We start from the raw sequence: 25,368 nt of genomic DNA, 5'->3' as shown, positions 1-25,368 counted from the left end.
AGCAATCATTTTTCAATCTTCTCACCCTTTTCCACATGAAGAAAGTTGCACTTTTCGTTTGTCTGCTTGTCGCGGCTCCGGGTATCATGCTGGCTGCTTTACGCACAGATAACCCCACCAGCATTACGGCCCGCGCAACGGCCCTCACCCGTGCCATTGCTGACCGTATCCGGCTCGATGAAGGTCAGTACCTGCGCCTCAAGCAGCTTAACATTCGCATGCTAAGTGAGCAGGAAGACCTCAAATCCCGCTTCGCCGCCGAGCAGCCTATTCTCGACCAGCGCCTGGCCGATGCCCAGCTTTACTATGAGATGGCTCTGCTCGACATGCTACGGCCAGCACAGCGGTCCTTGTTCGACCAGCACCGCGTCAGTATGACGGCGCTGGGTACGCTGTCGAAGTAGCAGGCCTGAGCATCCACGGTCCGGCTCCGCTGGAGTTGGACCGTGGGCTGAAGCCCGGTTGTCGTACTGTTAAAATTTATATTGCTTATATCATATTTAAGTAGTATCTTGATAAGACAATTCTGGACAGTGAAGGGATAGTGCAGTTGGACAGGTACTGATTTTTCCACCAAACCTCCTACAACTATGAAGAACGTGCTTACTCTACTGGCCCTCGTAGCATTGATGGCATCCGGAACCCCAACCGTAGCCCAGGCCGATGGCGGCGAACAACCCACTCTGGCCGAGCGGGCCACCGTAATGACTTGGCGCATTGCCGAGCGCACCCAGCTCAGCGAAGGTCAATACGTAAAACTGCGTCGCCTCAATGTGGGGCTACTCTCCGAGATGGCAATGTTGCGCAAGCAACTCAAAGCTGAGCCCGCCAACCTCGACCAGTCTTTGGCTGATTTGCTGCAGCGCTACGAATGGGATGTAGCTGCCCTGCTACAACCTAAGCAGCTTGCTGTCTACGACGGTCTTAAATCCGAATTTACAGCTGTTAATATCCGTTGATTGACAATGGCTTAACGAGCGTTGCCTCAGGCATTGCTCGAATATAGTACTCCATAAAAAAAGCCCGCTTATGCGGGCTTTTTTTATGGAGTACTATATGGTTTGCTAATCGGCTAAGCGGCCTGCTAACTGCTGACTTAGGCAGTACGCTGGTCGATAGCCACGTAGTCGCGCTCGGTTTCGCCCACGTAGATCTGGCGCGGACGGCCGATGGGTTCCTTGTTGGTGCGCATTTCTTTCCACTGGGCAATCCAGCCGGGCAGGCGGCCCAGGGCAAACATAACCGTGAACATCTCGGTCGGGATGCCGATGGCCTTGTAGATGATGCCCGAGTAGAAATCGACGTTGGGATAGAGCTTGCGCTGCACGAAGTACTCGTCGGTGAGGGCAGCCTGTTCCAGTTCCTTGGCAATCTTGAGCAGGGGGCTGGCTTCGAGGCCCAGCGCCTTGAGCACGTCATCGGCAGCCTTCTTGATAATGGTAGCGCGGGGGTCGAAGTTCTTATACACCCGGTGGCCGAAGCCCATCAGACGGAACGAATCGTCCTTGTCCTTAGCCTTGTCAATCCACTTTTGGGTGTCGCCACCATCGCGCTCGATAGATTCGAGCATCTCCACCACTTCCTGGTTGGCGCCGCCGTGCAGCGGGCCCCACAGGGCGTTGATGCCGGCCGAAACCGAGCCGTAGAGCGAGGCGTTGGCCGAGCCCACGAGGCGCACGGTCGAAGTCGAGCAGTTCTGCTCGTGGTCGGCATGCAGGATGAGCAGCTTGTTGAGCGCCTTCACGACTACAGGATTGATTTCGTACTTCTCCGTGGGGAAGCTGAACATCATGTAGAGGAAGTTGGAGCAGTAGTCGAGGTCGTTGCGCGGGTAGTTGAGCGGATGACCCATGTTGTTTTTGTAGGTCCAGGCCGCGATGGTCGAAATCTTAGCCATCAACCGAATCACGTTCAGGTCGATTTCCTCCTTGCTCAGGTCGGGCGACACGCTTTCGGGGTAGAAGGCGGTTAGCGAGCAGATGAGGGAACTCAGAATGGCCATCGGGTGGGCCGCCGACGGGAAGCCGTCAAAAATCTTGCGCACGTCTTCGTGCACCAGCGTGTGCTGGGTAATCTGGGAGCTGAAGGCGTCGAGCTCGCCCTGGGTGGGCAGCTTGCCGTAAATCAGCAGGTAGGCAACTTCAATAAAAGTGGAGTTTTCGGCCAGCTGCTCAATCGGATAGCCGCGGTAGCGCAGAATGCCTTCTTCGCCGTCGAGGAAGGTGATGGCGCTTTTGCAGGCTCCCGTATTCTTGTAGCCGGGGTCGAGCGTAACGTAGCCCGTCTGGTCGCGGAGCTTGCTGATGTCGAAAGCCTTTTCGTGCTCAGTGCCTTCAATTACGGGGAGTATGTACGACTGCCCGTTGAGCGTCAGTTCAGCAGATTCTGCCATAAAGCGTAGGTTGAAAAGTGGGGGTACAGGGCGAAATTAAAGAATTAACCGGCAAGCCGGCCATGCGGCCGGCGGTTACTGAGTATAGTACAAACCGGATGGGGTGGTTGTTTGCCAACCGCCTAAGCGCAAAGAAACGCCGCCGGGCCGATAAATGCGGCATAAACCCCGTTTTTTTACGGCGTGGGCCGGCTTTTTTTATAGTAGCTCCCATTGCGCACACCTCGAGTGTCAGCCAGTCCGGCCCCAGCATCCTGCGACGCCCGGCCACCCAAGAAAGTGCGCTTACTTGCCGATGCAGAACTGGGTGAAGATGCTGGTGAGCAGGTCGTCGGAGCTGATTTCGCCCGTTATCTGCCCCAGCGCCCCGAGGGCGTGGCGCAGGTCGGCGGCCAGCAGCTCGGTGCCGCCATTGGTGCTCAGGCCCACCAGCACGGCGTCGAGGTGGCGGTCGGCCTGCTCCAGGCTGCGGGCGTGGCGCAGGTTGGTGACGATGGTGCTGGCTCCGGTCTGGTCGAGGCCGTCGAGGCGGACGCGGGCCAGCAGGGAGGCGCGCAGCTCCTCAATACCAATGCCCGGGCCGGCGGCCAGCAGCAACGTGTCGGGCCGGGCCTGGAAGGGAGTAGTCTGGTCTTCGGAAGCCAGGTCGAGCTTGTTGCCCACCGCCAGCACACCTACGCCAGCAGGTAGGTTCAGAGATTCAATCTCCGCTTGAAGTTCAGCAAGCGAAGTAGTCGTAATATCAAACAGATAAACAACCAGCGCGGCCTGCTGCACCCGCTGGCGGGTGCGCTCCACGCCCAGGGCTTCCACCACGTCGGTGGTGTCGCGCAGGCCGGCCGTATCCACGAACCGGAACCGGATGCCCTCGATGCTTACCTCGTCCTCAATCAGGTCGCGGGTGGTGCCGGCTATTTCTGATACGATGGCGCGGTCTTCGTTGAGCAGGGCGTTGAGCAGAGTGCTTTTGCCGGCGTTGGGCCGGCCGGCAATAACGGTGGTCACGCCGTTTTTGATGACGTTGCCCAGCTCGAAGGAGCGCAGCAGCCGGCGCACCAGCGCCTGTACTTCCTGTAGCAGTACCACCAGCCCGGTACGGTCGGCAAACTCTACGTCTTCCTCCCCAAAGTCCAGCTCCAGCTCCAACAGGGCCGCAAAATGCACCAGCTGGCCGCGCAGCTCCCGCAGCTCGCGCGAGAAGCCGCCCCGCATCTGGCGTAGCGCTACTTGGTGGCTGAGGGCCGAGTCGGCGGCAATCAGGTCGGCTACGGCCTCGGCCTGGGCCAGGTCAAGGGCGCCGTGCAGGAAGGCGCGCTTGGTGAACTCGCCGGCTTCGGCTAGGCGGGCACCGTGGCGCAGCAGCAGCGCCAGCACCTGCCGCACAATATAGTCGGAGCCGTGGGTGCTGATTTCCACCACGTCTTCGCGGGTGTAGGAGTGAGGGCCCCGGTAGAGCGACACGACGACCTCATCCAGTACCTGCGCCCCGTCGCGCAGGGTGCCGTAGTGCAGCGTGTGGCCGGGCTGCTCGGCCAGGCGCTTACCGGCAAATACCTCGTCGGTGATGGCTATGGCCTGGGGGCCCGAGAGGCGCACTAAAGCAATGGCCCCGGCCCCGGGCGGAGTTGAGAGGGCCACGATAGTATCGGAGAGCGAAAGGGGCAGGTCGGCGGCCACGGCAGTTTGGAATGATGGGGCCACAAAGATACGGCGGGGAGGAAGTCAAAGAGAAAAGCCGTAGAACGAGCCTGATGCTGACGTTCTACGGCTGTTACTTTTTACATTTTCTCTTTGACTTTCAACGTCAATCCGTAAGCATCAGGTTGCGGCTTACCTCAGCCGAAATGAGCTGTTTACCTTCTTGATTGATCTTGATTTCCAATGAATTGTCGAATAATATCTTGTCCAGTACTTCAATGTGGGTGCCGAGGCCTACGCCCACCTTGTCGAGGTACTGCAGGAAGGGGGCGGAAGTGTTCCGGACGGATACCACGCGGCCCTGGTCGCCGGGGCGCAGGTCGGCCAGTAGGCGGTGCTCGGGGCGGTGCAGCACGCCCTCAGCCGTCGGAATCGGGTCGCCGTGCGGGTCAAGCTGCGGGAAGCCCAGGAACTCGTCGAGGCGGCGCACCAGCAGCTCCGAATCTACGTGTTCCATCTGCTCGGCCACATCGTGCACCTCATCCCAGTGAAACCCGAAGTGCTCTACCAGGAAAACCTCCCAGAGCCGATGCTTGCGGATGGTAGCCAGCGCCACCTTGCGCCCGGCCTCGCTGAGCGTAACGCCCCGGTAGCGGGTGTAATTAACGAGGCCTTTCTCGCCGAGCCGGCGCAGCATATCGGTCACCGAAGCGGGCCGGGTCTGCAACTCCTCGGCCACACTATTGGTACTTACCTCGGTGCCCGGCTGAAACTCCGAGAGTTTGTAAACGGCTTTCAGATAGTTTTCCTCGGTGAAACTAGGCATTCATTGGGAATTATGAATTATGGATTATGAAGTATGAATTGGTCGTTCAACTGCCACTTGGCGAGCTGGTGAACGACCAATTCATACTTCATAATCCATAATTCAGAATTAATAATCTACCACTTAATGAGCGCCGAGGCCCAGGTGAAGCCCGAACCGAAAGCGGCCAGGCACACCAGGTCGCCGCGCTTGATGCGGCCTTCCTGCACGGCCTCGCTCAGGGCAATGGGCACCGAGGCGGCGGTAGTGTTGCCGTAGCGCTGGATGTTGCTGAACACTTTGTCGTCGGAGAGGCCCATTTTCTGCTGCACATACTGGGTGATGCGCAGGTTGGCCTGGTGCGGGATGAGTATGTCCAGGTCCTGGGGCTGGTAGCCGTTGGCATCGAGGGCCTCCTTGATCACCTGCGGGAAGCGTACCACGGCGTGCTTGAACACGTTCTGGCCGTTCATGATGGGGTAGAGGTCGACCTCATTCTCCAGGTTTTGAATAAACGCGGTCCGGTCCTGACGGTTCGAGCTGGGCTCCTTCACAATCAACTCCTCGGCGTGCTCGCCCTGCGCGTGCAGGTGGGTGCTCAGTACGCCGTGGCCCTCGCGGGTGCAGGGGCGCATCACGACGGCCCCGGCGCCATCACCGAAAATAACAGAAACAGCCCGGCCACGGGTGCTGATATCGAGGCCTGAGGAGTGAATTTCGGAGCCTACCACCAGCACGTTGTCGTACATGCCGGTTTTGATGAACTGGTCGGCCATGCTTAGCGCGTACACGAAGCCCGAGCACTGGTTGCGCACATCGAACGCCGGCACGGGGGCCTTAATGCCCAGTTCGCGCTGCAGCAACACGCCCGAGCCCGGGAAGAAGTAGTCAGGCGAAAGCGTGGCAAACACAATCATCTGCACATCGTCGGGCTCGAGGCCGGCCATTTCCAGGGCGCGGCGGGCCGCCTTGGCCCCCATATTGGAGGTGGTATCGGTGCCTTCCGTGAACCAGCGCCGCTCCTTTATGCCGGTGCGTTCCTGAATCCACTCGTCGGTGGTGTCCATCAGGGTGGTGAGGTCGGCATTGGTAACCACGCGCTCGGGCACGTAGTGGCCGACGCCGGCAATTTCAGAGTTGCGGAGAGAGTTGTTCATCGGGGGAGGGATTTGCGGAACAGTGCGGAATATAGCAGACGCCGAAGGTAAAGAAAAACGGCGCCGGTTCCGTAAACGGGCTGCTAAGGTCGGTAGTTACCCAATAGAATCCAGTAGCGCCGATAATTTTTTGGCTTCCGGCTCCCAGAAGGCCAGCGGCGGCGGCCCCTGCGGGTAGTACGTACCCGCTCGCAGCGCCGCCGCCAGCTCGGCGGCCGGTGGGTAGGTGGCCTGCTGAAAATCGAAGGCTAGGCCCGCCCCGGCAGCTTCGGCCAGCGGCTGCCAGAGCGGGTTGGGCGGCAGCACCAGCGGCAGGGCCAGGCCCAGGTACTCGAACAGCTTGGTGGGCACGCAACGCGCCGTGCTGGGGTGCGGTCGGTAGGGCAGCAGCCCCAGGTGGCTGCGCCGCAACTCGGCCACCACGGCCGCGTGGGGTACCAGTGCTGCGCCGCCCACCAGCGTAACGGCCCCGCCCGCCGCCGCCACGGCCGCTTGCAGCCGCGCCAGCAAAGCCGGCTGCTGGCAGGCCCCGATGATGGTCAGGTGAGCCAGCGGCCACACCGTGCGCAAGTGAGCCGTAAACCGCAACGCCTCCCACACCCCGTTCAGCTCCGAAATAGTGCCCGAGTACACCAGCCGCAGCGGCTCCGAAACCTCGGGCAGCCGCCGTGGCCAGGTGGCCGGCACTGCATCATAAGGCTGGTACTTGTTTTCGATGATGAGAACCGGGCGGGCAGTTCTCGTTGCTTGTGTCTCGTTTTTTGAGAGGGGGGGACTAGCAGCGTAGGCTGCGGTGGCCGCAGGCCTTACCTCAGCTCCGGCCGCGAAGGGCAACTCGGCGGCGTAGCTGCGCTCGGCCAGCAGCACGGCGGCGGCGCGGGCGGCGGCCAGCGTTTCGAGGCGGCGCACCAGTCCGGCCAGCAGGTGGCGGGCCCAGGGGGGGTACACGGCCTGGGTTTGGATGTTGAGGGCGTAGTTTTCGCGCACATCATATATAAAGCGCCGGCCCCGGCCCAGCCACTGCCAGAGCACGGTGGCCGGCAGCAGCTCGGGGGCGTGCACAAACACCACCGTTGGTTGCAGCCGCCGCAGCAGTTGCCAGTAGCGCCACTGGGCCCGCAGCCGCGCCAGGCTCAGGCGGGAGCCGCGTAGCAGCCCATGCACCTGCAGGTTGGGGGGCAGGTCGGGCGGCCGGGGCGCGGCGCGGCCCGCCACGTGCACCTGAACGCCGGGCCGCTGCGACAGGGTCCGCCCGAACTTGCCCAGCATTCGGGTATCGTCGAGGGGCTTGAGGACGGAGGCGAATAGAATGGTGAGGGCGGGCGGCATAATGGGGGCGAAGATGCGGTTTTTTGGCTCTTATTAGGTGGGTTTTGGCTGCTGCGAAATTTATTGCTGGCCGGATAATCGGGCCCTCGGCCGGCATGCGTTACCTTTAAGCCCAAAATCAACCCCCGCAACAACCATTCAAATGACCGACCTGCAACCCCTGATTGAAGCCGCCTGGAACGACCGGAGCCTGCTGCAGCAGCCCGCCACGCTGCAAGCCATTGAGCACGTTATCGAAGAGCTCGACAAGGGCCGCCTGCGCGTGGCCCAGCCTAAGGCCGATGGCGGCTGGCTGGTGAACGACTGGGTGAAAAAAGCCGTCATCCTTTATTTCCCCATCCGTCAGATGGAAACCATCGAAGTCGGCCCCTTCGAGTTCCGCGACAAAATGCGCCTCAAAACCGACTACCAGGGCCAGGGCGTGCGCGTGGTGCCGCCGGCCGTGGCCCGCTACGGCGCCTACCTGGCCGCGGGCGTTATCCTGATGCCCAGCTACGTGAACATCGGCGCCTGGGTGGGCGAGGGCACGATGGTGGACACCTGGGCCACCGTGGGCTCCTGCGCCCAGATTGGCGCCGGCGTGCACCTGAGTGGCGGCGTGGGCATCGGCGGCGTGCTGGAGCCCGTGCAGGCGGCGCCGGTTATCATCGAAGACGGGGCCTTCGTGGGCTCGCGCAGCATTCTGGTCGAAGGCTGCTTTGTGGGCCGGGAGGCCGTTATTGGGGCCGGCGTGACCATCACGGGCAGTACCCGTATTATCGATGTGACGGGTGCCGAGCCCAAGGAGTACCGGGGCCACGTGCCGGCCCGCTCGGTGGTTATTCCGGGCTCGGTGGCCAAGCAGTTTGCGGCCGGCGAATACCAGGTGCCCTGCGCCCTCATCATCGGCCAGCGCAAGCCCAGCACCGACCTCAAAACCAGCCTCAACGACGCCCTGCGCGAGCACAACGTGGCCATCTAAATCACAGATGGTGCAGATGTTGCCGATAGCGCAGATGCGTTCCGGGCTTCGGATGAAAGAATGGCTGGATAACCTAGATTTGCTTAAAGTCGTGGCCAGCCCATGAGCGGATAACCGGCTTATTGGTTGGCTACCTATCTTTGAGAAGTTTTGATAACTAGCTTTCGGCCTCCGTTAGCGCCAACCGAACGACGCGTCATCCGCCCGGCACGACCCGAATCTGCGTCATCCAATCATTTTTCCATCCGAAGCCAGCACGAATCTGCGCTATCAGCAACACCTGCACCATCTGTGATTAAGAATGTCGTATCGGCCGCGCAGGCCCGCGAGGAAGTGCGCGACTACGTGGCTCAGGAGCTGAGCCTCGACCCGGAAACTGTCCAGACCCGTGTCGCTTTCAACCGCGAACTGCCCTGGGTAGATGGTCGTACCCGGCCTTGCTTTCTGGTAGAGTGGGCCGAGCCCAACGGCCGCGACGGTGTGGCCCTGGCCGGGCCTTATACCCACAATTTCTTCGAGTTCACCCGCGCCGATGCCTACCAGTTGGGCGGGCCGAACGCGTGGCGTCAGCAGCTGCTCAACCTGTATGCCGGCTGCGAGCTGGTGGTGCACGCCCGCCTCACCCAGCAGCTCACCGATGTGCCCGACCCTACGCGGCTGGTCATTATCAAGCAGAGCCTGCAGGAACGCAGCAACTGGCGCGTAGCCGTAAACGTGTCGTTGCGTGAGTTTCTGCGCCTGGGCACTGATGAGTACTACATTTTCAATGGCAGCTGGGTCTGGAACCCGCACTACCATTACTCGGCCATCAAAGGCTTCGTACCGTTCGGCACTAAAACCCTGATGACGCTGCCCAAGCAGGAGTTTATTCCGATTCGCTCGCACTCGCCCTTCGACGCCCTGCCCGAAGTAGGCGAAGACGGGGCTTACCCCGGCGAGCTGGTCAGCTTCATCATCGTGCGCAACGACCAGATTATCGAAACCCGCGACCTCGACCTCTACACGCGCACCCTGATGAATCAGGTGGCTACTTTCTACGCCCTCGGCCGCGACCAAGGCCCTTTCCAGATTGAAGCAACGGATCAGCAGGTATAAGCACATAAAGTGAACAGCCGCAGAAAAGCGGTCATCCTGAGTTCAGGATGACCGCTTTTCTGCGGCTGTTCACTTTATGTGCTTATGCTACTTCGCTTTTCAGCTTATCGCCGAATACCGATTTCACCTTATCGACCTTGCTCTTCACCACAAACTGGCAGTAGGGCTGGCTACGGTTCTGGTTGTAGTAGTTCTGGTGGTAAGCCTCGGCCGGGTAGAACTCCGGCAGAGGTATGATTTCGGTGGTGATGGGGCCATCGAAGGCGTTGGCATCGGCCAACTTCTGCTTGTAGGCTTCAGCCAGGCGCTGCTGCTCGTCGGTTTGGGTGTAGATGCCCGAGCGGTACTGGGTGCCCGCATCGTTGCCCTGGCGGTTGAGGGTGGTGGGGTCGTGGGTTTTCCAGAACACCTCCAGCAGGTCCTGGTAGCTGATGACTGCCGGGTTATAAGTAACCTGAATGACCTCGTTGTGGCCCGTAAGGCCGCTGCACACTTCTTTGTAGGTGGGGTTGGAAATGCGTCCGCCGGTATAGCCCGACACGACTTTCTCCACGCCCTTCAGGTTCTGAAATACAGCTTCGGTGCACCAGAAGCAGCCGCCGCCAAATGTAGCTTGTTCCATAAATCACGGATGTTAAATCGCAGATGTTGCAGATGAAAAGGATTACGCAGATTCTTTCTGCGGTGCCCCTATAACGCGCATGGGCCGGTAGCTGTTCAAAATATTGCTATAGTGCCAGCGCAGAGAACAACCGACTTAAAACGAATCTGCGTAATCCTTTTCATCTGCAACATCCGCGATTCAACAGCTGTGATTTAATCAGCGTTTGAAGCGCTCGGCCAGCACTAGTTCCTTGGTGCCGTGGGTCCAGGAGTAGAAGCCTTCGCCCGACTTTACGCCCAGACGGCCGGCCATTACCATATTTACCAGCAGCGGGCAGGGGGCGTACTTGGGGTTGCCCAGGCCGTCGTGCAGTACCCGCATAATGGCCAGGCACACATCGAGGCCAATAAAGTCGGCCAACTGCAGCGGGCCCATGGGGTGGGCCATGCCCAGCTTCATCACCGTGTCAATCTCCTCGACGCCGGCCACGCCTTCGTGCAGCGTGATGATGGCCTCATTGATCATGGGCATCAGGATGCGGTTGGCCACGAAACCGGGGTAGTCGTTAACTTCGGTGGGCGTTTTGCCCAGCTGCCGCGACATCTCCATCACCCGGGCCGTCACCTCATCGGAGGTAGCGTAGCCGCGGATAACCTCCACCAGCTTCATCACCGGCACCGGGTTCATGAAGTGCATGCCAATAACCTGGGTCGGGCGCTTGGTAACGGCCGCAATGCGGGTAATGGAAATCGACGAAGTATTGGTGGCCAGAATAGCGTGCTCGGGGGCGTACTGGTCGATTTCGCGGAATATATTAAGCTTAAGCTCCACGTTCTCGGTGGCGGCTTCCACCACCAGGTCGGCGTTGAGCACGCCCTCCGAGAGGCTCGTGTGGGTGCTGATGCGGCCCAGCGTAGCTGTTTTGTCGGTCTCAGCAAGGCTGCCTTTGCTTACCTGCCGGTCGAGATTTTTGCCGATAGTGGCCAGACCCTTGTCAAGGGCCGGCTGGTTGATATCAATGAGGGCGACGGCAAATCCGTGCTGGGCAAATACGTGGGCAATACCATTGCCCATCGTGCCCGAGCCAATAACGGCAACGTTCATAAAGGTGCGAAAAAGGGGGTGGGAAGAAACGGCAACGCGCCGGAACTAAGGTCTGGGCGCGCCTTCGCAAAGCTACATCGAAACCCGGGCTCGCCCAATCCGGTAGGTTCAGGTAGGGCGAACTACATGTTTTTTTTGTAGCCTATAAAACACCCCTGACAGGGCTTAGAAAGGGCTTTATCCGCTGGTAGTGAAAAATAGATGAAGCTGAATAAAACCTTTTGGGCAAAGGTGCGCGTACAAACCCGCAGAATGGCTTCCGGGCCGCTAATCATCCACTGCGAATCGGAAACGCTGTTTTTTTCTCTCTCCCCTTTTTCCCCACTCTCTTCCTTTTCAACCATGGGTAATCTGTTGTACATCATCGCCGTCATTCTGGTCATCATCTGGGCTATCAGCTTCTTCGGCGGCTTCTTTACCGGTAGCATCATCCACGTACTGCTCGTAATCGCCATCATCGTTATCCTGCTGCGCGTCATCAGAGGCGGTAGCGCGGTCTAACCACCGTCTGGCTTCCAACTGGGTTGGAAATATCTGATTCCGAAAAACAAAAAATCCCCGCTCAAACAATTGAGCGGGGATTTTTTGTGTGGTAAATCGACCGAAGCCAAGCACTGCTTCCCTTACTTCAGATCGAAGAGGAAATTAAAGCGGATTTCCGGCTGGCCGTAGGGCGAGTTGCGGTTGCCCTGGTTATCGATGCCGTCGTTGAAGTTGTAGAGCACCACCAGATCGGCTGCGAACCGCTCGCCAAACCGGGTGCGATACCCGGCTCCCCCCAGCGGGGTGGTAGCCGTGGTGTTGCTGGTGTACACGTTGCCGAATGAGTCGGTGGCCTTGCCCCGCAGGCGGGTTACCTCGTACTCTGCGTGCAGGAAAAACTGCTTGTACACGATGAACTGCGCAAAGCCTTTAAGCCCGAGGTTGTTGTACTGTATCTTATCGGGGTAGCCGTAGTACTGCTGGTTGAAAGGGGAATAGGTGACGTTGATGTAGGAGTAGCTGATGCCCGGTCCGATGGCAAACTTCTCCGACACCCGGTAGCCGATGGCCGGTGATACGCTCACATTAAACTGCCCGTCGCCGGCGTAGCTGCTGTAGCCCAGCCCGAAATTGGTATACAGAAAATACTTGCGTAACGGGGGCGGGGGGGGCGCCACGCCCGGCCGCTGGGGCAAATCCAGGCCCGACGGCCGGTTGGGGTCGTAGGCAGGCGCCTGCGATGCCGGCACGTTGGGGTCGGGCTGGTACACGGGTGGCGCGGTGGGGGCCGCTTGCGGCTCGACAGGAGTCGTGGCCGGCACCCGCCGGGGCCGGGCGGGCGCCGCGCCGGGCGGGGCCGTGTTCAGCTGCGGCTTCACGGTGCGGGTGGTATCGGCCGGCGTGGTTTGGGCGTGGGCAGCAGTTGGGGCCAGCCCGAGGCCGGCTCCGCCCAGCAGCAGCAAAAACAGGAGGTGTTTCATGTAGAGAATAAACTAGGAATGTGGGTAAGCTGCAACGCGCAAAAAGGTGAAATGGTGCGTTACTGCTCTGCAATAACGCACCATTTCACCTTTCCCGTATTCAGGCTGAGTTCTGCCGCTAAACTTACGAAACCAGTTGGTACATGCGCCGGCGCTGCTCGCGGATGTTGTCGTCGGCCAAGTACTCTTCGTACGTCATGCGGCGGTCGATAACGCCGCCGGGCGTCAGCTCGATGATGCGGTTGGCCACGGTTTCAATCACCTTCAAATCGTGCGAGGCAAACAGCAGCGTGCCGTTGAACTCCTGTAGCGAGTTGTTGAGAGCCGTAATGCTTTCCAGGTCGAGGTGGTTGGTCGGGTCGTCGAGCGTGAGCACGTTGCCGCCTTCCATCATCATCTTGCTCAACATGCAGCGCACTTTCTCGCCACCGCTCAGCACGTTGCTCTTCTTGAGCGACTCCTCGCCCGAAAACAGCATGCGGCCCAAAAAGCCGCGGATAAACGACTCATCCTTCTCGGTGCTGTACTGGCGCAGCCAATCCACTAGGTTCAGGTCGGTGTCGAAGAACTCGGTGTTTTCCTTGGGGAAGTAGCTGGGCGTGATAGTAGTACCCCACTTGAACTCGCCGGTAGCGGGCTTGGTCTGCTCGAACAGAATATCGAACAGGAGGGAGGCAGCGCGGTCGTCGCGGCTCACAAGGGCCACTTTGTCGCCCTTGTCGAGCATGAACGACACGTTGCGGAACACGGTCTGCCCGTCCACCTTAGCGCTCAGGTTTTCCACCGTCAGCAGCTGGTTGCCCGCCTCGCGCTCGGGCTTGAAGGCAATGTAGGGGTACTTGCGCGAGCTGGGCTTGATTTCTTCGAGCGTCAGCTTCTGGAGTAGCTTCTGGCGCGAAGTAGCCTGCTTGCTCTTGCTGGCGTTGGCCGAGAAGCGACGCACAAACTCTTCCAGCTCTTTGCGCTTGTCCTCGGTTTTCTTGTTCACATCCTGGCGCTGGCGCAGCACCAGCTGGCTGCTCTCGTACCAGAACGAGTAGTTGCCGGGGTACATCGTAATCTTCGAGAAGTCAACGTCGGCCATGTAATTACACACCGCGTCGAGGAAGTGGCGGTCGTGGCTAACCACAATTACCGTATTCTGGAACGAGTCGAGGAAGTTTTCAAGCCAAAGGACCGTTTCGGCATCAAGACCGTTGGTGGGTTCGTCGAGCAGCAGCACATCGGGGTTGCCGAACAGGGCCTGGGCCAGCAGCACCCGTACTTTATCGGAAGTGCCCAAGTCGCCCATCAGGGTCTGGTGTTTGTCTTCGGCAATGCCGAGGCCCGAGAGCAACTCGGCCGCCTCGTACTCGGCGTTCCAGCCTTCAAGGTCGGCAAACTCGCCTTCCAGCTCGGCGGCCCGCTCGCCATCAGCGTCGGAAAAATCAGGTTTGGCGTATAGCGTATCCTTTTCCTCCATCACCTTCCAAAGGCGGGTATGGCCCATAATCACGGTCTGGAGCACCGGGAAGGCGTCGGCCGCAAACTGGTCCTGCCGGAGCACCGACAGGCGCGAACCCTTGGGCATATCTACCGCGCCGGTGTTGGCTTCAATCTCGCCCGACAGGATTTTCAGGAACGTGGACTTACCGGCCCCGTTGGCCCCGATGAGGCCGTACACGTTGCCGGGCATGAACTTGATGGTAACGTCTTCAAACAAAACGCGCTTGCCGTAGCGCAGGCTTACGTTGGAGGTGCTAATCATAGAAAGGAGTAGGCAAAAAAGAAAGCAACAGGTGGCCCCCGGCACTGCAAGCTGGGTAGCTGGCCGCAAAAGTACGGAAATTGCCCTGGACGTTAAGTTGTCGGGCCTTACAACGGGCGGAGCGGGTAAAAAATGGCGGCAAACGACAACAAGACGCCTACCAAGCTGGTATAAAGTGTACTAGCCCTAACCTAGCCGCAGCAAACCAACAGGCTGGCTGGCCCTACTGGTTCCGGGGCCGCGTCGTCCGGGCCGATAAGTTCTCCTCTTCCACCCATACTCCTCACGCTATTCTTATGGTTGATTCCAGCATTACCCCCGAAACCAACGGCGTCCGCTACGGCCTTTATACGTCACTGGGAATGATGGTTTACTTCGTGGCCGCCTCGTTCATCAATCTGGCCGACCGGATCGAATTCAGTTTCCTCAACGGGGTGATTCTGGCCGTGGGCGTGTGCTTTGCCATTGCGCGCTATAAGCGCAGTGGTAACGGCCGGATAGTGTATCTGGCGGGTTTCGGTACGGGCATTATTACGGCGCTGGTCGCTTCCGTTGCCTTCGGCTTGTTCTTCATCCTTTATGCCGGTGTCATCAACCGTAGCATTATGGATGGCCTGCAGGCGCAGGATCTGTTCGGCTACGATCTGTCGGTTACTATTGCCTTCCTGGCCATCGTCCTGCAGGGTGCCATGCTGGGCATGATTATTTCACTCATTGCCATGCAGTATTACAAGAGCCCCGACCATAAGCCCATGACAGGTCTGGAGTAAACGAAACGGCTATTCTAGTATGCCTAAGCCCTCCAGAACCATGTTCTGGAGGGCTTAGGCATACTAGAATAGCCAGGCTATGCGTTGCAGCAAGCGTTATGGTGTTCAATAAGTTACTATAGGGTATGCCGACTCAACATACCAATAGAACTGCGCGGGAAGGCACTTCAGAGGAAGATATATAAACTAAACTATTTCAATATATAGTTTACTTAAATTTATGATGAATGAAGGTAATGTGGCTTTTAATGTATATTATTGCATGATATAAATGGAAGGGTGGAATTTTCCGGAGATTTAGTTGGTTCTACCCCCAGCTGACTTTTCAGCCTCCCAGCACCATAGCATTTACCCACCATGAAAGCGCTCTTTCTAACCCTTCTTTTTCTCGGCAGTCTGGGCTCGGTAGCGCAGGCTCAAATGAAGGAACAGTACGCTGAGCGCGCCGAAGGCGCCGACCCGACAGTTGCGGAAGCTGAAGCCCTTACCAAGCAAATGACAGCCCAGCTCCGGCTCAATGAGGCCCAGATTGTTCACCTGCGCAAAATCAACAGCATCAAAGTTGCTCAGGCCGACGAAATTCAGTGGCAATACCACGAAAACCCTTCACGAATGCAGCAGGCCTTATCCGAGTTGCAGTCGCACTACGATAAAGAGTGCAGCCGCATCCTAACGCCTTCGCAACTCAGCCTGATGCGCGGGCAACAGCCCGCTACTCCGGCACCGTTATCAGACACGGAAGGCGGCCTAGGCTAAGTACTTCTCATTGTATCCGGCCGCCATGGCCCCAATGGTTTCGGCCGCCCTCGATTGAATTCGGGGGCGGCCGAAACCATTGGGGCCATGGCGGCCAACTGTAATGCAGTGGGCTACTAATAAACGAGTAACAAAGCCTCTTATTATAGATAAATAGTGCTATTTTTCTATTTATTCTGTACGGGCAGAATAACCTCGGTAACGGTGCCGGTAGCACCGCTGCGCAACATCACGCGGTTGGGGGCGGCACGTGGGTGGCTGGGGGCGCACTGCGTACCGGGCGCCACGTAATAGATGTATACTTTGTCGCTCTGCTCGCCCAATTCTTCCTCGTCCGGGTGTCCCAGTAGTTTGGTTATATCGTTGATGCGGGCCTCAAATATCTCGGTACGATGCTTTTCGAGTATTGGCAAGAGGGTGGCGCGCTGGCCGCGGCAGCCGTAGGGGTCGGCTTTCCAGGCGGCAGCATCGAAACCGGGCAGGCTCGGCAATGCGTGGCCGCAGCTGGTAAGCGCGAATAGCGTTGCTGGCAATAATAGCCGATGGAAGCACAAAGTAAGGAGTTTCATGAGCAGGAAAGCCAGATAACCGGCAGCAGTTGTGCAGAAAAAAAATGCTAATTTTGGTCTGGCCTCTACCAGGTGCCGTTGCAAGTTACCGCCAAATTCTCTGCTTCCCGTAACGCTTACCGCAGGCCCATGATGAAGTTGCCGACGCTGACCGCCGGATTTCTCCTGACCTTTTTTTGTGGCCTCATGCCCGCCGGGCAGGTTTCGGCTGGGCTGAGGGCCGTGCCCGCCGGGGTGGCAACCACACCGGATAACTTCGGCCCGGTTGGCGGAACTCCACTATTGAGCCCTACCGAGCGAGCCAGCTTCCTGGTCGCATTCGAACAGCACGTGGCCCGCACCTACATCGGGGCCGGGCTGGCGGCCGCCGCGCTGCCGCTGCCCGTATACCGGCAGGCGCTGCTGGGCTTCTACAACCTGCAGCAGCAGGGCCAGATTGGGGCCGGCTCGCACACAATCAGCATTGCCGATTTCAGCCAGTCGAGCAACCGCGAGCGGCTGTGGGTGGTGGATATAGCCACGGGCCGGCTGCTCCATCACACGCTGGTGGCACACGGTAAGAATACGGGCGAGGAGTATGCCCGTGACTTTTCCAACGTCGAGGGCTCCGAGAAAAGCAGCCTTGGTTTTTACGTTACCGGTCCCACGTACCAAGGCAAGCACGGCCTGTCGTTGCGGCTGCGGGGCGTGGATGCGGGCTACAACACCAACGCCCGGAGCCGGGCCATTGTGGTACATGGGGCCGACTACGTGAGCCAGGATTTCGTGAGCCGGCACGGCCGGCTGGGGCGCAGCCAGGGCTGCCCGGCATTGCCGGCGGCCGAATCATCCGCTATTATCCGCACGATAAAGGGCGGTACGGTGCTTTACATTCATGGTCCGACGGAGGCCAGCTACCGCTCGTCGCTGCTGGAACTGGATGCCGCGCTGCTGGCCTTTGCCCGGGGGCAGCAGCAGTTGGTTTCGCGTCCAGGCTAGCCGTGGCCGACGAATTGTGTCGGGTTTTCTTATAAAAAAAGCCCGCCGCCGGTACGTACCGGCGGCGGGCTTTTCTGTTAGCTGGATTGGGCTACTGCTTAGGCCCGGTCGCTGGTAGTGCGCACTAAGTTGATGCCGGCAAAGAAGAAAATAAGGCCCACAACGAAGGGTACGAGTGAATTCATTTTACTCAGGCCCATGCCCCCAATCTGCAGGAAGGCCAGCGCCGCCCATACAATGCCAATAATGCCCAGAATGGTGAGGATGCTGCCGAAAGTGCGTTTCTGATTCATAATCAAGAAGAAGAAGGGTGAGATAGGGGAAAACCGAAAGGGAAAGAGCTCGGTATGGAGCCTGATACGTGGGCTGGGGATTATTTGGTTTCGGATGGGGGCGCAACCATAACCGCACAGTCGCGTTACGAAACGCCAAGCTCCTTTTCTTCCATTCCTTTCCCTTGTATCATGCGCGGTAACATTCGATACTTACTGGCCCTGGTGATGGCCGCCTTCGCCTTTATTCCTTACTACTGCAACACGCAGAAAAATGAGGTGACCGGCGAGGTGCAGCACGTCAATATGTCGGCCGACCAGGAAATTGCCCTCGGCCTGCAGGCGGCTCCCGAAATGGCGGCCCAATACGGCGGCCTGCACCCCGACCAGCAGGCCCAGGCAGCAGTAGAGCGCATCGGCCAGCAAATCGTGCAGAGCACCAAGGCCCGCCAGACGCCCTACCGGTTCCAGTTTCATCTGCTGGCTGATGAGAACACCATCAACGCCTTTGCCCTGCCCGGCGGGCAGATTTTCATTACGGCCGGCCTGCTGAAAAACCTGACGACCGAAGGCCAGGTGGCCGGCGTACTGGCCCACGAAATCGGGCACGTAGTGGCCCGGCACTCGGCCGAACAAGTAGCTAAGTCGAAGCTCACCAACGGCCTGACCGGGGCCGCCGCCATTGGCCTCTACGACCCCGAACGGCCCGGTACGGCCGCCAGCGCCGCCGCTGCCGCCATGGTGGGCAAGCTGCTGACGATGCGCTACGGCCGCGAAGATGAGCTGGAAGCCGACCGGCTGGCCGTGGACTTTACGCCCCCTGCCGGCTACGACCCGCGTGCCATGCTGCAGGTGATGGAGATTCTGGACCGCGGGAATAAGGGCAGCAGCCCACCCGAGTTTCTTAGCACTCACCCCAACCCGGGCAACCGTATCCAGGAGATTCAGCGCGATATTGCTGCTGATTTTCCCCAGGGCCTGCCGGCAGGCCTTAAGCCTTAGGTAGGGTGGCAGCCGCACCGTTTTATTTACTTCGCATAGCCGGCTATCTGCCGGCTATGGTCGTTTAGAGGACGAACGGCGCTCTACCAGCCAGTTCCTGTTGCTACGCTATGCAAACTTTTCCTTCAGGCCAACTGAAGCGGCTGTTGTTCGTGCTCAACCCCATATCGGGCGACATCAACAAAAGCCAGCTTCGCGCCACCATCACTGCGTACTGCGCCGAGCGGGGCCGTCGGGCCGAGTTCTTCGACACGACCGGCGACCAGGATATAATTCGCCTGCGTACCCTGCTGGCCACCGACTCGCCGCTCGATGCCGTGTTTGCCGCCGGTGGCGACGGCACGGTGAGCCTGGTAGCCGAGGCGCTGGCCGGGAGCACGGTGCCGTTGGGTATCCTGCCGCTGGGCTCAGGCAACGGTATGGCGAAAGACCTGGCCATTCCGCTAACACTGAACGAGGCGCTGGGCCTTATCTGGCAGCACGATATCCGGCAGCTGGATACACTGCGGGTAGGCGGCCGGTTTACGGTACATCTGGCCGATATGGGGTTCAATGCCTGCGTAGTGCAGCGCTTTGCCGAAGGCGGCGTGCGTGGGCCCGGGGCTTACGTGCGCATCGCCACCCGGGAGTACGCCGGCTATCAGCCCGCCACCTACCAAATCGAAACCGACAACGGCACCTGGCAGGGCAAAGCCTTTATGCTGACCATTGCCAACGCCAACACCTTCGGCAGTAACGTGGTCATCAACCCTGGCCGTGCGCTGGACGATGGCGAGTTTGAAATCTGCCTGATTGCGCCTTTCCCGGGTATAGCGGTGCCGGGCCTGCTCTACCGCCTCTACACCAGTAATTTTGATGATTCGGACTACACCCAGCGGCTGAGCTGCCACCGTGCCCGCATTACAGTAGCCGGGGCCCGGCAGGTGCTGGTGCAGCTCGATGGCGAACCATACATGCTGCCCTGCCCGGTTGAAATCAGCCTGCAGCCGTGCAGCCTGCGGGTGCTGGTGCCGCCCGCTACGGCCGGGGCCAGGCTGCCGCGCCCGTAGCATGGGCCGTCGGCGCGGTGGCCTCGGGCGTGGGACTGAGCTGCAGCCGGAACACTTCGGCTGTGCCCGTGGGCGGCTCGTAGGTACGGAGCCAGGTTTGGCGGGGGCCGTAGAAGTCGAGGCCGAAAAAGCCTTGGTGCTCGTGCACAAATGTGGCCCGTCCGCCGGCCTGTACAAAGGCCGTTTTGCTGCCCGCTCCGCTTACGAGGTAGTGTCCGCCGTCGCGCTCGAAATACTGCAGGTTGTGGTCGTGGCCGGCGGCGTAGATGACGCCGGGAAAGTCGCGCAGCACCCGCAGCAGGCGGCGGCGCATTTTGCGGTAGCGGGGGTGCGCCATGTCTTCGGCCGCGCCCACGGTTTTGCGGTACAGCGGCAGCAGCGAGCCAATGAACGGCAGCGGTACATACGCCCGCTTGTTCACCGTCGTGAGCGGAAAAACGTGCTGCTTGGCCGTGAACTTGCCCCCGTGCATAGCATTGGAGTACAGCGGATGGTGGCCGGCTACCAGCACTTGCTGGTGGCGGTTGGCTTCGAGCAGCGTCCGCAGTTCTTGGAATGGCTGGCGCGCGTCGGCGGCCGGGCGGGGCCCGTTCTGCACCCACCACTGGGTGTTTAGTACAATCAGGAGCAAGCCTTCATCGAGCTGCAGACTGACCGGGCCGGGGGCACCATTGGCCGGCAGGTAGTGGGCAGTGGGCAGGTGCTGGCGAACGTACGCTTCCTGGCGCCGCAGGTACTGCCAGCCGTCGGGGCGGCCCTTGTTCCAGTCGTGGTTGCCGCTGAGCAGCACTACGCGGCCCGCAAAATGGCTCAGCGCAGACAGCAGGGCACTAAAGCGAGCCTCGGCGGCGGCCCGGCCCGGGGCCCCGGCGGCCGGCAAACCCACGGGGTAGATGTTGTCGCCGAGCAGTACCACCGTGCCGGCCGGACCGGTTTCCTGCTGCCATTGCTCCAGCAGTTGCAGTACGGGGTCGGAGCCGTCGGTGGCCACGGCGCCGGGGTCGCCGAGCAGGGCCACGCGGTGCCGGGGTGGGTGGCTGGGCCGGGGCCGGCTGGCCCAGTCGTGTTCAGCGGGGGCCACGTAGGGGCGTCGCCGGTAGTTTCGCTCCCGCATGTAGTGCCGCGCCAGCCACAGGGTCAGTAGCCCGGCCAGGAACAGTAAGGCGTAAAATAAGTAGTGGATAGTCATCGGTTGACGCCTGGTAAAGGAACCGTCATGCTGAACTCAGGCAACGTATCGGCACCGCTTTGTCGCTTGGTTACGCTGGCGTTGGTTTGCCAGCGGCAGATATGCATCGGTCGAGCTCAGCTAACGTTCTTGTACTACGCACCGAGCACTAAAACGTAGGCGGGGTTAGGTTTTTGAAGTGGCCGTTGAGGCGCACGCGCTCCTTGAGGCGCTCCGTTTCCTGCAGCACGGGCAGGATGCGGTCGAGGTGATGCAGGGCCAGCGTCTGGCGCTCAGTTTCGGTGTCAGCTTCCAGCAGCTCATACTCCTGCTCGGAGCTCATGCCCAGCTGGTGGGCCACATCATAGATGCGGAAGCCGGTGGGCAGGTCAAGAAACAGGCGGCGCAGGCCCAGAATGCTGTAGAGCTGTTCAATCAGCTCGCGGGTGCGCTCGTACAGCACCGGGTCGGCGGCCAGGTCGTCGGGTAGGTCGCGCACGGTGGCCCCGGCGTAGAGCTTGCCAGGTAGCTCGCGCTGGAACTCCTCCATCTCGAACACGCCAATGGCCTCGGTACGGATGTCGAGTTCGCCGGAAGGATAGTTCTTCTCCACGTCGATGAGGCGTACCTCGGTACCGCGCCGGCTCACGCCGCCGTTCAGGTAGGGCGTAATGCCAAACGTGATGCCCTCCAGCAGGCAGTCGCGCACCAGTTGCCGGTAGCGGGGCTCAAAGATGTGCAGGTTGAGCTTTTCGCCGGGAAAGACGACCAGATTGAGCGGAAACAGAGCGAGTTGGCGCATAAAGTAAGCAAGGAGAAGAGGCAATGCCGAAGCAGGAAGCTACGGGCCTCGTGGCATAATAACAACGCCGGGGCCCAAATCTTCCCGGCCTGGCCGATGCTTTTTTGGTAGGTTGCAGCGAGTGGGGGCTGAGGTTAGCGTAAACAGCCGCTATTTTTGCCCACCCTTCGGTTTCGGAGTACAAGCCTTTTTCAAGCGGTTGAGTGCGTGAAAGATTTTAAACAGATTGCCCGCCGGGCGGGCCGGATAGCCCTGCAGGTGCTGGCCGTGGCCTTCCTGACGTCGGTGGCCTGGGTGCTGCTCTACCGCTGGGTGAGCCCGCCTGCCACCTGGCTGATGCTCGACCGCCGGGCCCATGCCCCGGTTGGGAAGGGCTACCACGGCATCCGCGAAGAAAACCGCCGTATTCAGTACGACTTTAAAGGCTTGGCCGACGTATCGCCCGAGTTGCCGCTGGCCCTGGTGGCGGCCGAAGACCAGCGGTTTTTGTTGCACCACGGCTTCGATGGCGACGCACTGCTAAAGGCTGCTAAATCGAACTTGAGCGGGAGCAAGCAGTTGCGCGGGGGCAGTACCATTACGCAGCAGGTGGCCAAAAACGTGTTTCTGTGGCAGGGCCGCAGCTACGTGCGCAAGGCCGCCGAAGCCTACTTCACCCTGCTCATCGAACTACTCTGGGACAAGCGCCGCATCATGGAAATGTACCTGAACGTAGCCGAGATGGGCGACTGCATCTTCGGGGCGGAAGCGGCCTCGCAGGCCTACTTTGGCAAGCCAGCCGCCAAGCTGAGCGCCGCCGAGGCCGCCCTGCTGGCGGGCGTGCTGCCCAACCCGCTCCGGTTTCGGGCCAGCAACCCAGGCCCCGTGGCCCGCGCCAAGCAGCGCCGGGTGCTACGCCGCATGCGCGCCCTGCGCGGCACCAGCTACGTGCAGGAGTTGGTGGAGAGTAAATAAGGGGTGAAAAATGATGTCATGCTTCGACCACGACTGCGCTTCTCAGCATGACAGTGCTTCTTTATGCCTACACTAATCTTCAGCACCTTCATATGAAACTGACACCTCTGCTTCTCCCGTTGCTGCTGGCCTGCATGTCGGCCGCGCTGCCCGCCTGCTCCCCGCGCCTGTCGGCCGCGCTTCCGCCCGCCGCCGAAACGGCCGCCCGCCAGGACATTCTGGCGGTGCTGAGCACCCAGACGGCCGCCTGGAACCGGGGCGACGTGGCCGGTTTCATGCAGGGCTACTGGCAGAACGATTCGCTGGTTTTCATTGGCAAAAGCGGCCTCACCTACGGCTGGCAGCCCACCCTCGACAACTACCGCCGCAGCTACCCTAACCCGGCCGCCATGGGCCAGCTCGATTTCAGCCGCCTGCAAATCTGCCCGCTCAGCCCCGATGCGGCCCAGGTTATCGGCCGCTGGCACCTGGCCCGCCCTGCCGCCGGCGACCTACAGGGACACTTTCTGCTGGTGATGCGCCGGATTGCGGGTAAGTGGGTAGTGGTGGCCGACCATTCGAGCTAGCGAGTCAGGAAACAGGGGGCTGCAACAACGCCGCGCCCGCTGTCAGTCCTCGCCCTCGTCCTTCATCTTATCTGCGGCCACGGCCGGAATGGCTTCCTGGAAAATGAGGCCGGTGCTGGCGGCGTGCTCAGCGGCCTGCACGGTATCCTGCACCAGCAGCATCTCCACTTTATCGCCCCGCAAATCTTCGCGCACCTGCTCGACGAGGGCGGCGCGGTCGGCGCGGTTAACGTCGCGGATGTAGATGGCCAGGATGCGGCCGGGGTAGCGGCGCACCACTTCGCGGTAAATATTGGCATCTTCCTGGCCCGAGTCGCCGATGAGCACGAAGGGCAGCAGGGGGTAGGTGAGCAGCAGGTTTTCGATTTCCTGCAGCTTATGGGCGTGGTGGCTGCTGGCCGCGGCCGTCTGGCGCTTCAGGGACGCGTCGCGCAGCAGTAGTGGCCCGGGCGGAATGCCATTCAGCGCCAGAAAGTCGTCGAGTAGGTCGTAGAGGTTCCAGGGCGAGCTGCTGACGTAGAAGAACGGGTTGTTGCGCCGGCCGTTGCGGCCCAGCTGCAGCTGCCGGTAGAACTCGGCTACGCCCGCAAAGGGCAGCCGCGAGTGGGCGTTGCGCAACAGCACCGTGCGGGCCATGCGCAGCAAATCGGTGGCCGAGGTTTGAATTACGGTGTCGTCGAGGTCGGAGATGATGCCGTACTCGGCGTCGGGCGGCGGGATGAGCACCATGGCGCTGGACCGCAGGTTGGGTGGGGTAAGGAAAGGAGCCGGAGCCTGCTGCAGGGCTACATCTACCGGATGCCACAGAAAATCGACCGGCGCGAGCAGCATCTGCGGGGCCAAGTTGAGCGTGAAGTAGCCTTCCTCATCGGTGAGGATGGGGTGGGCAGAACCGTCGGCGGGGTGAACGGTGAGCTGGGCGCCGGCAATTTCGTTGCTGTCGAAACGACGGTACATGTTCAGTAGGTTGCGCCAGCGCGAGTCGTCGTCGCCCGGCTCGCCAATGCCCTTATCGGTGAGCAGGCGGCCTTTTACGTAGAGGCGCTCGGGGGTGCCGTAGCTGCGGTAGGGTACCAGCTGCAGCGGGTGCAGCAGCCCGAGGCGGGCGCGCAGGCGAGTCAGAGATTCGTCGGTGCTTTCGGCCCAGCCGCTAAGTTTGTTGAGAAAAGAGTCCATGGAGCGTAAAGAAAGCGGATTACCGCAGAGCGGGCCCCGCTGCCACCCGCCGCGAGTGGGGGCCGGGTGGCAACCAGCGGCTCAGGAGCAGCCACAAAAAAGCTCCCGGTAAACTACCGGGAGCTATCAGAAAGACAGGAAAGAAGCGTTACAGCGCGCCTTTCAACTGGTTGAAATCGTTGGAGCCGGCGGTACGGTTGCGGCAGTTAAGCTCATCGGCTTTGGCCTGAATGCTTTGTACGCGGTTGCCGGGGTTGGGGTGGGTGCTCAGAAACTCGGGGGGACTGGCCTGGCCGTCGTTCTGGGTTTTGATGAAGAAGCCGGCGGCCCCGTCGCAGGCGTAGTAGTTGGTGCCGTTGAGGTACTCCACCGAGTAGGCATCGGCCTCCGTTTCGTAGTCGCGGCTGAACTTAAGCTGGCCCAGGCTGCCGACCACATCTACCAGCGTGCTCTGGTTGTCGCCCAGCACCAGACTCAGCAGCACACTGATGCCGTACTGCTGCTGGAGCTGGCGGGAGGTATGGCGGCGGTCGGCGTGGGCAATTTCGTGGCCCAGCACGCCCGCCAGCTGCGTTTCATCGTCGAGGTACTTAATCAGGCCCGAATACACGTAAATGTGGCCACCGGGGGTGGCAAATGCGTTCTGCGTCTGGTCATCTTTGATGATTTTTACATCCCAGGGAAACTCATTGCGGTACTGGATTTTACCCGAATTGAGCACCCGCAGTACAATTTTATTGAGGGCCGCGTAGGCCTGAGGGTTGCTGCCGGCCTCCAGCAGCTGGCCTTTAGCGCGGAAGGTGGAGTCGGTCTGGGCAGCTACTTTTTCGCCCAGGGCCTTGTCGTCCTCAACCGAGAACAGCAGGATGCCGCTGCCGTCTTTGGAGCAGGAAGCCACGCCACCCAGGGTGAGGGCGAGGCCCGCCAGTAATGCGGTTTTTTGCAGAATATGTCGCATAGGAAGCGAAGAGTTGATCGGTTAAACAAAAGGAATTTGCCCGGCCGCCTAAA

The 25,368-nt window shown here is 60.2% G+C and carries 28 protein-coding genes; 12 read left to right on the top strand and 16 right to left on the bottom strand.

Features of this window, described 5'->3' with window-relative positions; translation table 11 throughout:
• Positions 1-35 precede the first annotated feature (35 nt).
• Both BLW21_RS02825 and BLW21_RS02820 read left to right on the top strand, forming a co-directional pair.
• Positions 36-404 (top strand): hypothetical protein, encoded by a 369-nt coding sequence (locus BLW21_RS02825; RefSeq protein WP_139255063.1) that lies wholly within the window; start codon positions 36-38, stop codon positions 402-404.
• 186 nt (positions 405-590) lie between these two features.
• A complete protein-coding gene (locus BLW21_RS02820) occupies positions 591-959 on the top strand; it encodes a hypothetical protein (RefSeq protein WP_092737713.1) in 369 nt (122 codons plus the stop codon).
• A gap of 137 nt (positions 960-1,096) precedes the next feature.
• On the opposite strand, the gene BLW21_RS02815 is transcribed toward BLW21_RS02820, so the two are convergent.
• The 5 genes from BLW21_RS02815 to BLW21_RS02795 all read right to left on the bottom strand — a co-directional run bounded on the left by BLW21_RS02815 (position 1,097) and on the right by BLW21_RS02795 (position 7,321).
• Positions 1,097-2,392 (bottom strand): citrate synthase, encoded by a 1,296-nt coding sequence (locus tag BLW21_RS02815; RefSeq protein ID WP_092737711.1) that lies wholly within the window; start codon positions 2,390-2,392, stop codon positions 1,097-1,099.
• Positions 2,393-2,677: 285 nt separating this feature from the next.
• Positions 2,678-4,093, bottom strand: a complete 1,416-nt coding sequence (gene mnmE / locus BLW21_RS02810) for a tRNA uridine-5-carboxymethylaminomethyl(34) synthesis GTPase MnmE (protein ID WP_245711790.1) — start codon at positions 4,091-4,093, stop codon at positions 2,678-2,680.
• 103 nt (positions 4,094-4,196) lie between these two features.
• Positions 4,197-4,856 (bottom strand): metal-dependent transcriptional regulator, encoded by a 660-nt coding sequence (locus BLW21_RS02805; RefSeq protein WP_092737709.1) that lies wholly within the window; start codon positions 4,854-4,856, stop codon positions 4,197-4,199.
• Positions 4,857-4,972: 116 nt separating this feature from the next.
• Positions 4,973-5,992 (bottom strand): 3-oxoacyl-ACP synthase III family protein, encoded by a 1,020-nt coding sequence (locus BLW21_RS02800; RefSeq protein WP_092737707.1) that lies wholly within the window; start codon positions 5,990-5,992, stop codon positions 4,973-4,975.
• 96 nt (positions 5,993-6,088) lie between these two features.
• On the bottom strand, positions 6,089-7,321 hold the full coding sequence (locus BLW21_RS02795) for a glycosyltransferase family protein (protein WP_092737705.1): 1,233 nt from the start codon (positions 7,319-7,321) through the stop codon (positions 6,089-6,091).
• 142 nt (positions 7,322-7,463) lie between these two features.
• Here BLW21_RS02795 and BLW21_RS02790 point away from each other — a divergent pair, with 142 nt between their 5' ends.
• Together BLW21_RS02790 and BLW21_RS02785 are read left to right on the top strand one after the other, a co-directional pair.
• On the top strand, positions 7,464-8,282 hold the full coding sequence (locus BLW21_RS02790) for a 2,3,4,5-tetrahydropyridine-2,6-dicarboxylate N-succinyltransferase (RefSeq protein WP_092737703.1): 819 nt from the start codon (positions 7,464-7,466) through the stop codon (positions 8,280-8,282).
• A gap of 291 nt (positions 8,283-8,573) precedes the next feature.
• Complete coding sequence (locus tag BLW21_RS02785) at positions 8,574-9,377, top strand: hypothetical protein (RefSeq protein ID WP_092737701.1); 804 nt, start codon at positions 8,574-8,576, stop codon at positions 9,375-9,377.
• Positions 9,378-9,459: 82 nt separating this feature from the next.
• On the opposite strand, the gene msrA is transcribed toward BLW21_RS02785, so the two are convergent.
• From msrA to BLW21_RS02770, 3 genes are all read right to left on the bottom strand, one after another.
• Positions 9,460-9,999: a peptide-methionine (S)-S-oxide reductase MsrA gene (gene msrA, locus BLW21_RS02780; protein WP_092737699.1), complete on the bottom strand. Its 540-nt coding sequence runs from the start codon at positions 9,997-9,999 to the stop codon at positions 9,460-9,462.
• Between the two features lie 198 nt (positions 10,000-10,197).
• Positions 10,198-11,085, bottom strand: a complete 888-nt coding sequence (locus BLW21_RS02775) for a 3-hydroxyacyl-CoA dehydrogenase family protein (protein WP_092737697.1) — start codon at positions 11,083-11,085, stop codon at positions 10,198-10,200.
• 122 nt (positions 11,086-11,207) lie between these two features.
• Entirely contained in the window at positions 11,208-11,429 is a 222-nt protein-coding gene (locus BLW21_RS02770; protein ID WP_092737695.1) for a hypothetical protein, read from the bottom strand.
• Here BLW21_RS02770 and BLW21_RS21030 point away from each other — a divergent pair.
• Positions 11,428-11,586: a lmo0937 family membrane protein gene (locus BLW21_RS21030; RefSeq protein ID WP_019946626.1), complete on the top strand. Its 159-nt coding sequence runs from the start codon at positions 11,428-11,430 to the stop codon at positions 11,584-11,586. The genes BLW21_RS02770 and BLW21_RS21030 overlap by 2 nt on opposite strands.
• Positions 11,587-11,708: 122 nt before the next feature.
• Here the strand turns inward: BLW21_RS21030 and BLW21_RS02765 are convergent, their stop codons facing one another.
• On the bottom strand, positions 11,709-12,548 hold the full coding sequence (locus BLW21_RS02765) for a hypothetical protein (protein ID WP_092737693.1): 840 nt from the start codon (positions 12,546-12,548) through the stop codon (positions 11,709-11,711).
• A 124-nt stretch (positions 12,549-12,672) separates the two neighbouring features.
• Positions 12,673-14,295 carry an ABC-F family ATP-binding cassette domain-containing protein gene (locus tag BLW21_RS02760; RefSeq protein ID WP_092737691.1) on the bottom strand — a complete coding sequence of 541 codons (1,623 nt, stop codon included), beginning with the start codon at positions 14,293-14,295 and terminating at the stop codon, positions 12,673-12,675.
• Between the two features lie 296 nt (positions 14,296-14,591).
• On the opposite strand from BLW21_RS02760, the gene BLW21_RS02755 reads away from it, so the two are divergent.
• Together BLW21_RS02755 and BLW21_RS02750 are read left to right on the top strand one after the other, a co-directional pair.
• Positions 14,592-15,065 (top strand): DUF4199 domain-containing protein, encoded by a 474-nt coding sequence (locus BLW21_RS02755; protein WP_092737688.1) that lies wholly within the window; start codon positions 14,592-14,594, stop codon positions 15,063-15,065.
• A gap of 357 nt (positions 15,066-15,422) precedes the next feature.
• Positions 15,423-15,821, top strand: a complete 399-nt coding sequence (locus tag BLW21_RS02750) for a hypothetical protein (RefSeq protein ID WP_092737686.1) — start codon at positions 15,423-15,425, stop codon at positions 15,819-15,821.
• Positions 15,822-15,988: 167 nt separating this feature from the next.
• Here BLW21_RS02750 and BLW21_RS02745 read toward each other — a convergent pair whose 3' ends face one another.
• Positions 15,989-16,390, bottom strand: coding sequence for a hypothetical protein (locus BLW21_RS02745; protein ID WP_139255062.1), 402 nt, complete (start codon positions 16,388-16,390; stop codon positions 15,989-15,991).
• 129 nt (positions 16,391-16,519) lie between these two features.
• Here BLW21_RS02745 and BLW21_RS02740 point away from each other — a divergent pair, with 129 nt between their 5' ends.
• Positions 16,520-17,368 carry a murein L,D-transpeptidase catalytic domain family protein gene (locus tag BLW21_RS02740; protein ID WP_092737682.1) on the top strand — a complete coding sequence of 283 codons (849 nt, stop codon included), beginning with the start codon at positions 16,520-16,522 and terminating at the stop codon, positions 17,366-17,368.
• Positions 17,369-17,466: 98 nt separating this feature from the next.
• On the opposite strand, the gene BLW21_RS02735 is transcribed toward BLW21_RS02740, so the two are convergent.
• Complete coding sequence (locus BLW21_RS02735) at positions 17,467-17,661, bottom strand: hypothetical protein (protein WP_092737679.1); 195 nt, start codon at positions 17,659-17,661, stop codon at positions 17,467-17,469.
• 171 nt (positions 17,662-17,832) lie between these two features.
• On the opposite strand from BLW21_RS02735, the gene BLW21_RS02730 reads away from it, so the two are divergent.
• Positions 17,833-18,642, top strand: coding sequence for a M48 family metallopeptidase (locus tag BLW21_RS02730; RefSeq protein ID WP_092737677.1), 810 nt, complete (start codon positions 17,833-17,835; stop codon positions 18,640-18,642).
• Between the two features lie 110 nt (positions 18,643-18,752).
• Entirely contained in the window at positions 18,753-19,691 is a 939-nt protein-coding gene (locus tag BLW21_RS02725) for a diacylglycerol/lipid kinase family protein (RefSeq protein ID WP_245711789.1), read from the top strand.
• Here BLW21_RS02725 and BLW21_RS02720 read toward each other — a convergent pair.
• Complete coding sequence (locus BLW21_RS02720) at positions 19,660-20,880, bottom strand: metallophosphoesterase (protein ID WP_092737675.1); 1,221 nt, start codon at positions 20,878-20,880, stop codon at positions 19,660-19,662. The genes BLW21_RS02725 and BLW21_RS02720 overlap by 32 nt on opposite strands.
• 148 nt (positions 20,881-21,028) lie before the next feature.
• A complete protein-coding gene (locus BLW21_RS02715; protein ID WP_092737673.1) occupies positions 21,029-21,661 on the bottom strand; it encodes an LON peptidase substrate-binding domain-containing protein in 633 nt (210 codons plus the stop codon).
• A gap of 207 nt (positions 21,662-21,868) precedes the next feature.
• Here BLW21_RS02715 and mtgA point away from each other — a divergent pair, with 207 nt between their 5' ends.
• Together mtgA and BLW21_RS02705 are read left to right on the top strand one after the other, a co-directional pair.
• Positions 21,869-22,615, top strand: a complete 747-nt coding sequence (gene mtgA, locus BLW21_RS02710) for a monofunctional biosynthetic peptidoglycan transglycosylase (RefSeq protein ID WP_092737671.1) — start codon at positions 21,869-21,871, stop codon at positions 22,613-22,615.
• A gap of 92 nt (positions 22,616-22,707) precedes the next feature.
• A complete protein-coding gene (locus BLW21_RS02705; protein ID WP_245711788.1) occupies positions 22,708-23,181 on the top strand; it encodes a YybH family protein in 474 nt (157 codons plus the stop codon).
• A gap of 42 nt (positions 23,182-23,223) precedes the next feature.
• Here the strand turns inward: BLW21_RS02705 and BLW21_RS02700 are convergent, their stop codons facing one another.
• Together BLW21_RS02700 and BLW21_RS02695 are read right to left on the bottom strand one after the other, a co-directional pair.
• Complete coding sequence (locus BLW21_RS02700; protein WP_092737669.1) at positions 23,224-24,357, bottom strand: App1 family protein; 1,134 nt, start codon at positions 24,355-24,357, stop codon at positions 23,224-23,226.
• 148 nt (positions 24,358-24,505) lie between these two features.
• The gene (locus BLW21_RS02695) at positions 24,506-25,315 is read right to left on the bottom strand and encodes a M48 family metalloprotease (RefSeq protein ID WP_092737667.1); all 810 of its coding nucleotides are present in this window, start codon (positions 25,313-25,315) and stop codon (positions 24,506-24,508) included.
• Positions 25,316-25,368 lie beyond the last annotated feature (53 nt).

The sequence above is a fragment of the Hymenobacter psychrophilus genome, assembly GCF_900107135.1.
In the GTDB taxonomy this organism is placed as follows: domain Bacteria; phylum Bacteroidota; class Bacteroidia; order Cytophagales; family Hymenobacteraceae; genus Hymenobacter; species Hymenobacter psychrophilus.
The sequence above is the reverse complement of the archived record's forward strand: the minus strand, read 5'-3'. Positions and strand labels throughout refer to the sequence as shown.